A 13,196-nucleotide genomic window follows, 5' to 3' on the forward strand; every position below is an offset into this window, starting at 1 on the left:
CCTACCTGATAATACCTTTCTCCCCTATGCACCCTTCGATATAGGACCCGGGTGCGAACAAGGAGTTGCTCCCAATCATAGTACCGACATTGATAGAGCAGTTGATCCCAAACTGAACGTTATCCCCGATAACCGCTCCGAACTTTTTCCTTCGGGTATCTTTGCCGCATACCTTGACAGGTGCATGATCGTGTCGCAGGTTAGCTACTTTGGTACCCGCACCGAAGTTGCATCCCATTCCTATTATTGAATCCCCTATATAATTAAAATGAGGGATCTTGGTCTCGCTCATGACAATTGAGTTTTTAATCTCGGAACAGTGTCCGATGTGACAGTTATCTCCGATACTGGTTGCACCCCTTACATATGCATGAGGACCGATCCGGCAGTTTTTACCTATTATACAGGGGCCTTCGATATACGTTCCGGATTTTACAACACTCCCCTCCCCGATCGTTACCGGGCCGTTCAGCGAAACACCCTCCTCAACGGTTCCTTTGATCTCCGGTGAATGTGATTTCAGGAATGTTGTATTTGCTTCCAGCAGATCCCATGGATAGCCGACATCCATCCAGTAGGAGAGGGCATGGGATTCCAATCGGTTTTCTCCAATCAGGACCGAAAGGGCATCCGTCAGTTCGAGTTCCCCTCTCGGTGATGGACGGACCTTTTCGATATAATCAAAAATCTCCGGTGTAAAGAGATACGCACCGGCATTGATTATATTGGATTTTGGCTGGGGGGACTTCTCCTCAAGGGATGTTACCCTGCCGTTTTCCACCATGACTACCCCAAAATCTCCGGGGTGGTCGGTGGAACTGGTACTCATGCAGGGAGCAGTTTTTTGGGAAAGATTTGCAATGTCTTGCTGCTTAAGTACCATATCCCCGTTCATGACAAGAAATGGCCCGCTGACAAGATCCTGGGAAACCTTTACGGCATCGGCGGTCCCGCTCTGATGCCTTTGGGATGCATATTCTATCTCTATTCCCCATCTGGAACCATCATCGAAATATCTCCGGATCTCCCGCTCTCCATACCCAACCACAAAAACGAATTTGGAGATTCCGGCATCGCGGGTGGCGAGAACCAGATGCTCCATCATCGGGAGGTTTGCCAGCGGAAGCATTACTTTCGGGCGCTTCGCCGTCAGAGGGCGCATGCGTTTCCCTTCACCTGCGGCAAGCACGACACATTCCATACGTACAGCTGTTCTTACAACATTTAAGCAGTTTTCCCCTGACGAATGCGTTCTTTGCCTTTTGCAAGCATATCTTTTGCTTTTGCGAGTGTTTTTCCCTCAGCCGTGATCCGGATTTTAGGTTCAGTCCCGCTCGCCCGGATGAGGTACCATCCCTCCTCATCTGAAATACGGATGCCATTCGTGGGGCTTGACGCCCCAAGGGCCATTACCGTTTCCCTAGCGGTTGGACTTGCCATAGATTCCCTGAGTATCGGGTAGGATGGCATCGCATCGATCTCCGTGGCTATATTCCACCCGGATGCAATCTCGCAGAAGAGTGCGGCAGCATGAGGTCCATCGGGACAATAGGATATCTTTGGGAAGATCCATGCTCCCGAGGGCTCTCCCCCGAAATCCCCCCATGTGAGCAGTTCCTCGGAAACATAGGTATCGCCGACCGGGGTTCGCCTGACCTCTGCCACCTCATCGATTATCATCGATGCGTCGCTGGTTGTGACCACCCTTTTTGCGTCCATGTACCGGGCAAACAGCATGAGGAGGTGATCGCCACCGATATATCTACCTCTATTGTCAAACGCCATCATCCTGTCAGCGTCCCCGTCATGCACCACTCCACAACGGGAATGAGTTTTCCGTACCATCTCTCCTACATGTCCGAGGTTCTTTTCAAGAGGCTCCGATGGGCGGGCAAAATGGCCCGACTGGTTGCAGTTGATACAGACGGCTTTTGCTCCCGCATCTGCGAGGAGGGCAGGGCTGATCGAACACCCCGCGCCGTTGCCACAATCAAGAACAATCGGAAGAGCCGGTTCGATATGGACCGCATTCAGGATAGCATTCTTGTGGGGTGTGATGGCATCGATTGACTCCTCTGAACCCTGGTGCTGCCAGTCAGTCCAGTATGGGGATTTGAGCAGATCCTCCATTTCCGTTTGCTGCGATTGCGTGAACGAGGAGCCATTGGGGTTAAAGAGTTTGATCCCGTTATATTCTTCGGGGTTGTGGGATGCGGTGATCATACACCCGGCATGAGCGTTTCGTGTGGCATATGCAACGGTGGGCGTCGGGACCACTCCCGTAGTTTTTACCTTTCCTCCGCTCCCGAGGATACCGGAAACAACGAGATGCGCAAGAAGTGGGCTTGTTGTCCGGGTGTCCATACCGATCACAATGTCCGATGATCTGTGTGCCAGTGCAGAACCCACTCTTAAAGCAGTATCGATTAAGATCTGATCGTATTTTCTCCGTATTCCCGACGACCCGAATAGCATGAAGAATTATTGGTGGCCATTCCAATAGATTTTATCGCTTAAATCCCGTTGAGTCTGCCCCAACGTCAGTTTATTATTACGTTAACTTTTTCCAAAGGGACACCAGTGTTCAATCTCGTTGAGCCTGGCAATTCCCGCAGTCGATGGTCCGATACAGATGATTCTCTTGCGATTTACAGAGTTTTCAAAAAGATCACCGGTTCCTGTGGCGATAATCCCGTCTCCTCCGATAACGATGACATCGGCATCATCCGCACCCGCTGCAGGGGTATGCCGTGAATCAGAATCTATCCCAGGTACACTTCCGACACACCATACTTTTTTCCCGGCCAGTTCCTTTCTGATTTGCCCGGTGCAGGAATCGTGTGATGACCGTGGACATGCGTGGAGTACCCGGGAGAGACAGAAAAAACCTGCAGCAACGTTGATAATTGCACAGGCAGCTCCCCGTACCTGGGGGGTATCAAGAGACGCACCAAACATGAAGGAGATCTTTGTCCGGGCACGGATGGGATCAAATGTGACAAAGTCCGCACTTCTCCCGCCAAATGCTGCGGACATACATGCCCCCGTCTCGTACTGGCAGTTCACCGCATCCGTATTGACGTCGAGAAGTACTCCTACCTCTTCGCATCCGCTGTGTTCCAGCAGGTGTTCCAGTTTTTTCACCGATTCAGCAACAATATCCATCAGGAATCCACCTCATCCGTTGTAAGAATGACCCGTGCGGGAGATCCATCAAGGCCTGTAAGACGAAGGGGCAATGCGATCATGGTATAGTCTCCTTCCGGGACTTTGGACAGGTCAAGAAGTTCGATAATAATACAGTTATGGCCGAGCAGTTCGCGGTGAACGGAGCCATCGCAGATGAACGCTTCGATGGAGAATGAGTCGATGCCGATACAGAACAACCCTGCATTGGTCAGGTACCTGGCCGCGCCAAGGGTCAGCGATGGATAATCCTCTCTAAATTCCGTTGAACGTGAAAACGAGGTCTTCAAAAGAATGCGTTGAATACCATTGATGCGTCCTTCCAGGCAGGTCTCGGTTATTGTGCTCCCTTCCTCCGTTACGTCTAGAACCCTACATTTCCCTATTAAGTGCGGCAGGGGCACCAAGTCAATAGTATCCCCGACTTTCAGATAATGAATGGGAGCGTCAATATGCGTCCCGGTGTGACTGTTCATTTGCATATCCGTGATCAGGTACAATCCCCGGTCTTCCCGGTGAAATTTTGGGGGTGTATCCCCCGGGTAGACAACGGAGCTGCTTGTGAGGGGGCGTGTTATATCAAAAATCTTCAATTGTTATCCTCCCAGCCATGCAATCCAATAAGGGGGACAAACCGCACTCCCCCGTGACAGGATTCAATGATTTTCGTTCCTCTTCGGCAGATACGGGTGAGTTCCTGAATGTTGCGTCCTCCGACTGGTGCAACGAGCCTGCCGCCATCAGCCAGCTGATCGAGGAGTGGCGTTGGGATCTGCGGGGTTGCTGCTGTGATGAGAATCCCTTTGTAGGGGGCCTCTGCAGCATATCCGAGTGTGCCATCACCGGTTACCAGCGTTACATTGGTGATCCTCAGGTGGGCAAGGTTCGACCGGGCAAGATCAGCGACCGCGGGTACCCGTTCGATAGTTACAATACTCTTTGCGAGTCTTCCAAGAATTGCTGCCTGATAGCCACTTCCAGTTCCGATCTCAAGGATGTGATCATCCGGCCCCGGGTCCAAGAGTTCAGTCATAAGGGCGACGATATAGGGCTGGGAGATGGTCTGCCCGTTGCCAATGGGGAGCGGGGAATCCTCATATGCGGATTGGTCATACGGTGGTGGTATGAAAAAATGGCGGGGGATCTCCCGCATCGCTGTAAGAAGACGTGGATTTTGAATTCCCCTGGAAATAATCTGGCGCTCAACCATCCTTGCGCGTTCATCACCTCTGGGATATTTATTCATAGATCTGCCTTTTCAGAATCCCGACTTTTCAGCTACATCGATCGATGCATCGATCTGTTTCTGGAGTGCTTCCGGAAGGCCGGTTATTTTCACGTCAAGGAAGCCCCTGATGATTGTTGCAGTGGCCTCATCCTCATCAAGCCCGCGGGACATCAGGTACTCGATCTCGTCTTTTGCCAGTTTCCCTACCGCTGCTTCGTGGGAGAGCTCAGTACCGACGACCGATCCTTCAATCTCCGGAATGGCATAGATCAAACCGTCCTTCAGGATCAGGCCCTTGCATTCCAAATGCCCGCGGGTGCCGGCAACCCTTCCGCTGATGTGGCCACGGGAAATGATAGTTCCTCCCTTTGTGATGGCTCGTGTGATCAGTTCTGCACTTGCACCCGGGGCTTCAAGGATGGCACGGGAACCAAGGTCCATGTAGGAACCTGGTGTTGATACCACGATGCTGCTGAACCGGGCAACAGAATTAGCCCCTTTCAGGGTGGCCGTTGGGTACATCTGCACCTTCTTGACCGGCTGCATGCAGACATAGTTTGAGAGGAAAACCCCATTCTCCTCAATAATGGATGCACTCCGTGGATAAACTTCAATATCTTCAGTCCAGTTGTGGATCATCGTGAAACTGATCTTGGCGTTCTTTTTGATGTAGAACTCAGAGACCCCATAATGTGCCCCACCTTTTCCCACATGAGCGCCACTTGCACACCCGGAGATCATATGGAGTTCGGCTCCTTCTTCTGCAATGACGATATTATGGACGTGCTGGATCTGATCCTTTCCAAGGTAGAGGCAGGCCTGGACCGGCATGACGTTATTCGATCCCTTGTGGGCGATGATGACATACCCTTTGGGGTCTTTCTGTGCTGCAACGTATTTTGTTATATCATCCTTTTCCGATGAGACTGCATTCCACACGTATTCTTTCAGCCAGTCGTACTTCTCTATCGCCCGTTTGTAAGAGAGCACCTCGATACCGGAATCCCCGCATTCGGTCTGGACAATATCCTGGTCCATCTGGATGTAGGTCCCGCACCGGTTTTTATTTTCGAGATCGATACCGGACTGAGCGATACGTTCCTTATCTTTCTTTGAGAGGTCTGATACCTTTATGGGTGACGACATTCAAGACACTCCTTGTAACCGCGCTGTTTGATATCCTTTAGGATCTCCCGTGGGTTTCCATGGCACCGGATCTGCCCGTCGCACATCACGTGACCTTTGTCGGCATCGATATAATCGAGAATGTACCCAGTATGGGTGATGACAAGGCCGCTTTTCCTTCGCTTTATGAGGTGCTTGTCTTTCTCGAGAAGGGATCCGATGGTTGTCCCGATAAGCGAGATGTTCTCAAGGTCCACCCCGCTCTCCGGCTCATCGAGCATAACGAAATCCGGGTTCTGGATCATGAGCTGCAGTACTTCACTGCGCTTGATCTCACCACCGGAAAATCCCTTGTTGATGTCCCGTTCAAGGAACTTGTCCATGTGTACCGATTTTGCAAGTTCGGGTATGTTCTCGTCTTTTGTTTTGGAAATTGCTGCCAGCATTTTCCCCAGTTTGAGGCCTGATATGGTTGGGGGTCGCTGGAATAACATACCTATACCCCGCTGGGCCCGTTCATGGGCATGCATTCCCGTTACATCCTCCCCGCGGAAAAGGATTTTTCCCTGAGTGATCGTGTAATTGGAAAACCCCATAATCGTCATGAGGAGCGTTGTCTTGCCAGACCCATTTGGGCCAAGCAGAACGTGGGTTTCCCCTTCACCGATGTGGAGGTTGATATCGTGCAACACCTCTTTGTCGCCGACCTTCACATGCAAGTTCTTGATCTGCAGCATAGAATAATCACACAAACTATGTCCATGGCTCCAATTAACGCTTTTGACGTGAACAGTTCTTCATGTCCGGAATTTCGGCAGCCTTTAACCTCACGAGAGTATAGCATAATACATTCAGTGGATCTTCATGAGGACACAGAAAATATCGGATAAGGACGGAAAGGCACGTGTGCGGGGTGGTACGAAGCACGCCAAAGAAGACCTCTCTGTGCAGGAATCAGATCGCATTCGCGAGTACACAAACCGCATTATCTTCGGGGATGCACAAACCGCTCTTTCCCGCCTTCCGGATGAGAGTATCGATCTGGTCATAACCTCACCTCCTTATAATTTTGGCCATGTTTATGCGGGAGACCCGAGCGATGACACGCATGAATGGAATACTTATTTCGAGAAGCTCCTGGGGGTATGGAAAGAGTGCAACCGTGTCCTCAAACCCGGCGGCAGGATTGCTGTAAATGTCCAGCCGCTTTTCTCCGATTACACACCCACTCATCATATTATCTCCCGTCAGCTTGCCGGACTTGGCCTCCTCTGGAAAGCGGAATTTCTCTGGGAGAAGAACAACTATAATGCCAAATTCACGGCATGGGGCAGCTGGAAATCTCCCTCAATGCCTTATATCAAATATACGTGGGAATTTATCGAGGTCTTCGATAAGATCACTCATAAAAAAACCGGTAACCGTGAAAATATCGACATCACCGCGGAGGAATTCAAGGAATGGGTCAAAGGCCGGTGGTCGTTTCCTCCTGAAACCCGGATGAAAGATTATGATCACCCTGCTATGTTTCCGGAAGAACTTCCCCGGAGACTCATGAAACTATTCTCGTACAAAAATGACATTATTCTCGATCCGTTCAACGGGGCGGGAACAACCACGCTTGTTGCCTGGAAATCCGGACGGCGTTTCATCGGTATCGATAATTCCCGCCAGTATTGTGACATGGCGATGAAGCGTCTTTGCTCTGTGGCATGCGAAAATGAATCCTTAATCGACAATCCATTTCCTGCGTTCATCCCCATGGACGAAATGTAAACCCGACGGGATTTTCCTCGTGAACGTTCAGGAAGGCATATTCCGTTTTACATAGTCATATACGCCTTTACGGTCATACCCGTGGCTGATAATATAATTATAAACACTTGCATACTGTTCATACCGGGCTCGAAGTCCGCGATAATCATTCAGACGTGTGTTGTACTCCGAGACCAGGGCATTATGCTCTGGTACAAGGGCATTATACCCCCCAATATTTCCTGATGTTTTGAGATTCATCATACGCTCCTCGAGCCGGGTGATACCTTCCCTCCGGCTAATCAGATCCTGATCCATACCTCTCACCTGAGGCTCAAGCTCCTTTGCTTTTTGTCCGGAAAGATTATTCATATCGTTGATGAACCGTGTCTGTCCACCTTGGGTATAGTTTTTCGATCCCGAACCAATCGGGATCACAATCGGGTCTGACTGGAGCATGACCCCATCACCCAGTGATCCCGTAGGAATTCCGACGAAGGAAAAGTTCGTGGTCTCAATGAACGCATAATCCGTGTTTTTATACCGGTAATCATCCGATCCTGCACCTACTGCCATATGTGATTCAGGACCAAACGACAGGAGTGCAACACGATAGCCTTCATGCGATAACAGACCGGCGAGTAGCAGGCTTTTGTCATCGCAGTCCCCGGATGCATCAACAACCGTCTCGATAGGGAATTTTGCCGGGTTTTCTGTGACCGTTTCATAGGTGAACGATTGAGTGTAGGCGGTCATGAGTTCAAGATATTCATCGTCAGTCAGTTTCATTTCATCCTTCAGTTTCCGGAATTCTGTGATTAGTGAAAGATACAGCTCCTCCTGGGCTGAATCTCTTGCCATCGCCAGGTAACTGTCAGCAATCCAGACCTGCTCTGAGATATTCCCGAAAATGGCAACTGATTTATCTGCTCCCCTTGCCCCCTCATAGACGGATCGGTTGACCGGGATCGATATCGTGACAAGCGCCTGTTCAAATAGGAACTGGTGTGTTGATATAATCGGTGGGGATCCGGATGCCGTAGGACTGATGTGCGGGACAATCACCCCCTCTCTCTGGAAAAACCCGCCGAAATATCCTACCGTAATGCCGATTGCTATCACAAACAGCACAATCCACAGGACATATTTGAGGTTCTTAAGCATAACGACTTCAGGATTCCGGTCTGGACATTCTTCCATTAATTTCTGCAATCTGTGCAATCGAATCCAGGATATAGTCAGGTTTAATGGCTGCGCAGTCTACCGCTTCTTTGCGATATTTACCGGTCCTGACCAGTATTCCTGCCATACCGGCATCCTGTGCCCCTCCGATGTCCGTAACGATATCATCTCCGATCATGGCGACCTGTCCCGGGAAAAGCCCCATATCCTGCAGTGCAAGCCCGAAGAATGCCGCTGAAGGCTTTCCGACTACGGTGGCGGTTTTGCCGGTAGCAAATTCAAGAGCAGATACAATCGGCCCCGCAGAGAGGGACATCCCCCCGGACGCCATCCAGTACCTGTCCTTTTCAAGGGCGATCAGTTCCGCCCCATCCATCAGGAACCGGAATGCCGTGTTGAGGGTATCGTATGAGATGTTATCTCCTGCATCACCAATCACGACAAAATCTGGTTTGGCCGGAGGAATGCAGCGGCAGGATTGTTTGAAATCTTTTTCAACATCTCCGATTGTGAGAAGATAATACCGGTTTTTTCCCGCATTTTTCATATAGGTGACTGCGGCAAGGGGCGGGGTAAAGATGGATTGTTCCGTAATATCAATACCCATTGCATTGAGGTTATGGGCGATGGTGGCGCGGCACTTGCGGGTTGTGTTGGACACAAACCGGAATTCGTACCCCTCTGTAATAAGGTATTGGATTGCAGCCTTTGCCCCGCTGATTGCCCGATCCCCTACATACAGGACACCATCAAGATCGATGAGAAAACCTTTGAAATCTGTCACTGTTTTCACCTACGTAAAACCTCATGCATGATGTTATGGTACATACGGACACTGCCGGATATTTTTCTGTATCCTTTGATTCCCTGCCATTCGTTGCCTCACCCTTTGACCGATGGGGTTGGGGGGGCACTTCTGTGTATTTCCTCCCTATGCAGGAAGTTCCACGCCCATGGATTCAGCATCTTCATCCTGGAAACGGGGGCGTCTTGCATCAATGGTTGGTATGCACGCAAGATATGAGTTCGCTTCACTTTCATCCTGCACGGTAGGGTGTTTATCTTTTTTGCTCCAGAGATTCATGCTGACAATGTCTGCCCTGCAGGTTCACTCCCGGATTGGCAATCTCTGGCGGCAGCGCATAGATACAATGCGCGAATATGAAGTTCTCCGTGATGGAAATGTGTTTGGCACTGGCTTTTCCAACAGTTTTGTTTTCTCTACAGAATATGAGCAGGCCCGGCGTATGCTTGGCGAGCTAGTCACCCGGTACCAGGATCTCACTGTCGAGACTGTTTTTGAGGGAAAGGAGATCACCAATGATGGGGGAACCTGTTATTTACTGGAGAGCCGGCACAACATTCCCGTTCCTCATTTTGACCGCGACCAGTTCAGAAACGAGGTCTTTAAGGATATTACTCTGGTCCACGGGGTTGGTCTGGCGACCCGCAAACGGTTGAATGACCGGGGGTTTCACCGGATTCCCGACCTTCTGGAACACCCGAAATTCCGGTCCGGGGCACATCAAGTGCTTGACTGTTTACGTCGGGATAATTCTGCTGAGATCATGGATCTTATTGGATGCAGATATAGCAAATCTCATCCTGCGGTTCTGGGTGTGGCGGCCATGCACGAACCTGAAGATTTTGTTTTCTTTGATATCGAGACCCTTGGGCTGTTTTCCCGGCCAATCACCCTCTTTGGCATTGGCATTATCGAGAGGGGAGATCTCATTGTCCGCCAGTACCTGCTGCGGGATATTGCGGAAGAACAAGCGGCGCTTGCCGCTACTTCAGAGATTCTTTCAGGCAGGCACCGGGCGGTTGTGACCTTCAATGGCAAATCATTTGACCTTCCTTATCTCTTAGACCGGCTCGCCTACTATGGCATGGCGATACCCCCGCAAATTCCGCATTTCGATGTCCTCCACTTCAGCCGCAGGAGATGGAAGGATCGGTTCCCCTCTCTCCGCCTTACCGCTCTTGAACGGGAGGTCCTTGGTATTCATCGCAAGGATGATGTACCGGGCCAGATGGTGCCGGAGTTCTTCGAGACGTACCTCCGGACCGGTAATTGCGGCCCCCTCGTACCGGTTGTCGACCACAACCGGCAGGATGTAGTATCCCTTGCCCGCCTTTTCTTTCACCAGATCAGGGAGTCCTATGACGGTTGCTGATGTTCTCCGGATTCTGGAGTCAAACCCCGTTTACCAGAAACGGGTTCTGCATCTGGAAACAACTCTCCCTGAGTTTTCGGAGTACGGGATGCTGGATGAACCGCTTTCTCCTGCACTCCAGTCCTATCTTGACCAGAAAGGAATCCGGCTCTACTGCCACCAGTGTGAAGCCATCAACCATATCCGTGCCGGGAAAAACGCGATCATCACAACTCCCACGGCAAGCGGCAAGACCCTGGCATTTAATATTCCTCTTTTCGAACATCTGGAGAATGACCTGGGGGCACGCGCACTCTACCTGTACCCGACAAAGGCGCTCGCAAATGACCAGCTTGCGACACTCCTGCGAATGGAAACGTATTGCGGGCTCGATGCAAAACCGGCAATATACGACGGGGATACTCCCCAGTCAAAACGGGCCACAATCCGGGAGAATGCCCGTATCATAGTTTCGAACCCCCACGAGATTCACCATATTTTGTCCTGGCATACAAAGTGGCGCCTTTTTTTCTCGGGGTTGCGTTATATTGTCATAGATGAGGCACACCGGTACCGCGGGGTTTTTGGATCAAACATAGCATTTCTGATTCGCAGACTCCTGCGCATCTGCAGATATTACGGTTCCTCTCCGCAGTTTGTTCTCTCTACGGCGACCCTGGCAAATCCCCTGGAATTTGCAGAGAACCTTACCGGCCAACATTTCGTTCTGGTTGACAAAGATGGATCCCCGCACGGGACAAAAAATTTCGTTTTTTACAATCCCTTCTTCAATGGTGTCGGGGAGCGTTCAGCGCACCAGGAAACAAAAGATCTCCTCCTTTCCTGCGTGCAAAACAATCTCCAGACCCTCTGCTTTGCCGGCTCCCGAAAAATGGCGGAACTCATCACGGTCTGGGCTCGGGAGGATGCACGGCGTATCTCGGTGCAGCTTGCAGAATCCATTACTGCGTACCGGGCGGGCTTCCTGCCTGAAGAGCGGCGGATGATCGAACGGGGGGCAAAGGACGGTACTATGAGAGGAATTGTCTCAACCAATGCCCTTGAACTGGGAATCGATATCGGCGCGCTCGATGCCGTGATCATTTCAGGCTATCCCGGGACTATGATGTCCACACACCAGCAGGCAGGACGGGCCGGGAGGAGCGGAAACGAATCTCTTGCAATCCTTGTTGCCCAGGCAAATCCGCTTGACCAGTATTTCATGAACCACCCGCGGGAATTCTTCTTGCGACCTCACGAACACGCAATCATCGATATAAAAAATCCCTATATCTTTTCCGGGCATCTGCTCTGTGCTGCTGCCGAACTCCCTCTTAATGAGATAACTGATGGGAAAAGCTTCTCCCAGACATTATCAGATATTCTCCCTGAATTGGCCTCCGGTGATCTTTTGAAAAAGACCTCCCGCGGGTGGGTTTACTCTGGTAGAGGAAGAGCGGCGGATGCGGTCAGGCTTGACGGCATCCCGGGCGAGACCTTCAGGATTCTCTGCCAGGGAAAACTGCTCGAGACCATGAGCCGCGAACAGGCATACCGGGAAGCGCACAACGGTGCGATTATGCTCCACCAGGGAACCACGTACCTTGTTACGGAAATGGACCTTGAAATCCACACCATACGGGTTGTGGAAACTGATGTGGATTACTATACACAGCCTTTGAAAGAGGTGGATCTCTCGGTAATTAATGTTCTTGAAACGAAGGTGATCCAAGGATTGGAATGTGCATTCGGCGACGTCGAAGTAACCGAGCACTATACCGGATTCAAGATAAAACGCGGGGATACCATCATTGCCGTGGAGCCCCTTTCCCTCCCCCCGTTGACGTTCCGGACGGAAGCCTTCTGGTTTATTGTGACTGCAGATATTGAGACAACAATCTGTGAAGCGGGTCTGGATTTTGCCGGGGGTCTCCATGGGACAGAGCATGCGCTCATCGCGCTCATGCCCCTGTATGTTGTTTGTGACCGCTGGGATATCGGGGGTCTCTCTTCTCCATCATTTGGTGACGCAGGAAAACCCACGGTATTTGTGTACGATGCCTTTGAAGGTGGGATCGGGCTTGCGGAAAAGGCGTATGAGCTCCTACCTGCACTCTTTGCAAGTGCCCATGAACTCGTAAGGGACTGTCGCTGTGAAGACGGGTGTCCTACCTGTATCTATTCCCCCAAATGCGGGAATGATAATCAGCCCCTTGACAAGGAAGCAACCATACGTATTCTCGGGCGCCAGATAAAAATGCAGGAAGAAGAGAGATCCGCTGGATGTGCATCAGAACCGGAAAATACCTGTCGTGTCCCTGCAGGTATGGTCAATTAACGGGAATATTCAGTGTTCCCGGTTCATCGGTGTCGTCTTCAAACAGGAAGATCTCGTCGATCCTTGTATGCAGGATTTTTGCCACATCATGGGCAAGTTTGAGAGAAGGATTGTATTTCCCCTGTTCGAGAAATACAATCGTCTCTCTCCGGACACCAACTGCTTTTGCGAGATCCTCCTGGGTCATTGAGAGCCGTGTTCTGTACTCTTTAATTTTTGTCTGCAT

The 13,196-nt window shown here is 50.8% G+C and carries 13 protein-coding genes; 3 read left to right on the top strand and 10 right to left on the bottom strand.

Annotated features, from left to right (window positions below):
• Nucleotide 1: 1 nt before the first annotated feature.
• From glmU to WC598_RS06170, 7 genes are all read right to left on the bottom strand, one after another.
• Nucleotides 2–1,201, bottom strand: a complete 1,200-nt coding sequence (gene glmU, locus WC598_RS06140) for a bifunctional sugar-1-phosphate nucleotidylyltransferase/acetyltransferase (RefSeq protein WP_372960599.1) — start codon at nt 1,199–1,201, stop codon at nt 2–4.
• Between the two features lie 23 nt (nt 1,202–1,224).
• Nucleotides 1,225–2,475: a phosphopentomutase/phosphoglucosamine mutase gene (locus tag WC598_RS06145; protein WP_372960600.1), complete on the bottom strand. Its 1,251-nt coding sequence runs from the start codon at nt 2,473–2,475 to the stop codon at nt 1,225–1,227.
• Between the two features lie 81 nt (nt 2,476–2,556).
• Nucleotides 2,557–3,165, bottom strand: a complete 609-nt coding sequence (locus tag WC598_RS06150; protein ID WP_372960601.1) for a hypothetical protein — start codon at nt 3,163–3,165, stop codon at nt 2,557–2,559.
• Nucleotides 3,165–3,779, bottom strand: a complete 615-nt coding sequence (locus tag WC598_RS06155) for a cyclase family protein (RefSeq protein WP_372960602.1) — start codon at nt 3,777–3,779, stop codon at nt 3,165–3,167. Before WC598_RS06155 ends, WC598_RS06150 begins: the two co-directional genes overlap by 1 nt.
• Nucleotides 3,776–4,432, bottom strand: coding sequence for a protein-L-isoaspartate(D-aspartate) O-methyltransferase (locus WC598_RS06160; RefSeq protein ID WP_372960603.1), 657 nt, complete (start codon nt 4,430–4,432; stop codon nt 3,776–3,778). The genes WC598_RS06155 and WC598_RS06160 overlap by 4 nt, the downstream gene beginning before the upstream one ends.
• A gap of 12 nt (nt 4,433–4,444) precedes the next feature.
• Complete coding sequence (locus tag WC598_RS06165; protein ID WP_372960604.1) at nt 4,445–5,560, bottom strand: SufD family Fe-S cluster assembly protein; 1,116 nt, start codon at nt 5,558–5,560, stop codon at nt 4,445–4,447.
• A complete protein-coding gene (locus WC598_RS06170) occupies nt 5,545–6,276 on the bottom strand; it encodes an ABC transporter ATP-binding protein (protein ID WP_372960605.1) in 732 nt (243 codons plus the stop codon). Before WC598_RS06170 ends, WC598_RS06165 begins: the two co-directional genes overlap by 16 nt.
• Before the next feature lie 127 nt (nt 6,277–6,403).
• On the opposite strand from WC598_RS06170, the gene WC598_RS06175 reads away from it, so the two are divergent.
• Complete coding sequence (locus tag WC598_RS06175) at nt 6,404–7,315, top strand: site-specific DNA-methyltransferase (protein ID WP_372960606.1); 912 nt, start codon at nt 6,404–6,406, stop codon at nt 7,313–7,315.
• A 27-nt stretch (nt 7,316–7,342) separates the two neighbouring features.
• Here the strand turns inward: WC598_RS06175 and WC598_RS06180 are convergent, their stop codons facing one another.
• Together WC598_RS06180 and WC598_RS06185 are read right to left on the bottom strand one after the other, a co-directional pair.
• Nucleotides 7,343–8,494: a hypothetical protein gene (locus tag WC598_RS06180; protein WP_372960607.1), complete on the bottom strand. Its 1,152-nt coding sequence runs from the start codon at nt 8,492–8,494 to the stop codon at nt 7,343–7,345.
• Complete coding sequence (locus WC598_RS06185; protein ID WP_372960608.1) at nt 8,466–9,269, bottom strand: TIGR01458 family HAD-type hydrolase; 804 nt, start codon at nt 9,267–9,269, stop codon at nt 8,466–8,468. Before WC598_RS06185 ends, WC598_RS06180 begins: the two co-directional genes overlap by 29 nt.
• Nucleotides 9,270–9,558: 289 nt before the next feature.
• Here WC598_RS06185 and WC598_RS06190 point away from each other — a divergent pair, with 289 nt between their 5' ends.
• On the top strand, nt 9,559–10,653 hold the full coding sequence (locus WC598_RS06190; protein WP_372960609.1) for a ribonuclease H-like domain-containing protein: 1,095 nt from the start codon (nt 9,559–9,561) through the stop codon (nt 10,651–10,653).
• Nucleotides 10,640–12,970 (top strand): DEAD/DEAH box helicase, encoded by a 2,331-nt coding sequence (locus WC598_RS06195; RefSeq protein WP_372960610.1) that lies wholly within the window; start codon nt 10,640–10,642, stop codon nt 12,968–12,970. The genes WC598_RS06190 and WC598_RS06195 overlap by 14 nt, the downstream gene beginning before the upstream one ends.
• Here the strand turns inward: WC598_RS06195 and WC598_RS06200 are convergent.
• Complete coding sequence (locus WC598_RS06200; protein ID WP_372960611.1) at nt 12,963–13,196, bottom strand: helix-turn-helix transcriptional regulator; 234 nt, start codon at nt 13,194–13,196, stop codon at nt 12,963–12,965. The two genes, WC598_RS06195 and WC598_RS06200, sit on opposite strands and share 8 nt — an antisense overlap.

The sequence above is a fragment of the Methanoregula sp. genome (genome assembly GCF_041645475.1).
Taxonomy (GTDB): Archaea; Halobacteriota; Methanomicrobia; order Methanomicrobiales; family Methanospirillaceae; genus Methanoregula.

Excerpts from the sequence above, each read along its gene's own strand:
- glmU (WP_372960599.1), bottom strand. The coding sequence starts at position 1,201 with ATGGAATGTGTCGTGCTTGCCGCAGGTGAAGGGAAACGCATGCGCCCT.
- WC598_RS06145 (WP_372960600.1), bottom strand. The coding sequence starts at position 2,475 with ATGCTATTCGGGTCGTCGGGAATACGGAGAAAATACGATCAGATCTTA.
- WC598_RS06150 (WP_372960601.1), bottom strand. The coding sequence starts at position 3,165 with ATGGATATTGTTGCTGAATCGGTGAAAAAACTGGAACACCTGCTGGAA.
- WC598_RS06160 (WP_372960603.1), bottom strand. The coding sequence starts at position 4,432 with ATGAATAAATATCCCAGAGGTGATGAACGCGCAAGGATGGTTGAGCGC.
- WC598_RS06165 (WP_372960604.1), bottom strand. The coding sequence starts at position 5,560 with ATGTCGTCACCCATAAAGGTATCAGACCTCTCAAAGAAAGATAAGGAA.
- WC598_RS06170 (WP_372960605.1), bottom strand. The coding sequence starts at position 6,276 with ATGCTGCAGATCAAGAACTTGCATGTGAAGGTCGGCGACAAAGAGGTG.
- WC598_RS06175 (WP_372960606.1), top strand. The coding sequence starts at position 6,404 with ATGAGGACACAGAAAATATCGGATAAGGACGGAAAGGCACGTGTGCGG.
- WC598_RS06180 (WP_372960607.1), bottom strand. The coding sequence starts at position 8,494 with ATGGAAGAATGTCCAGACCGGAATCCTGAAGTCGTTATGCTTAAGAAC.
- WC598_RS06190 (WP_372960609.1), top strand. The coding sequence starts at position 9,559 with ATGCTGACAATGTCTGCCCTGCAGGTTCACTCCCGGATTGGCAATCTC.
- WC598_RS06195 (WP_372960610.1), top strand. The coding sequence starts at position 10,640 with ATGACGGTTGCTGATGTTCTCCGGATTCTGGAGTCAAACCCCGTTTAC.
- WC598_RS06200 (WP_372960611.1), bottom strand. The coding sequence starts at position 13,196 with ATGCAGACAAAAATTAAAGAGTACAGAACACGGCTCTCAATGACCCAG.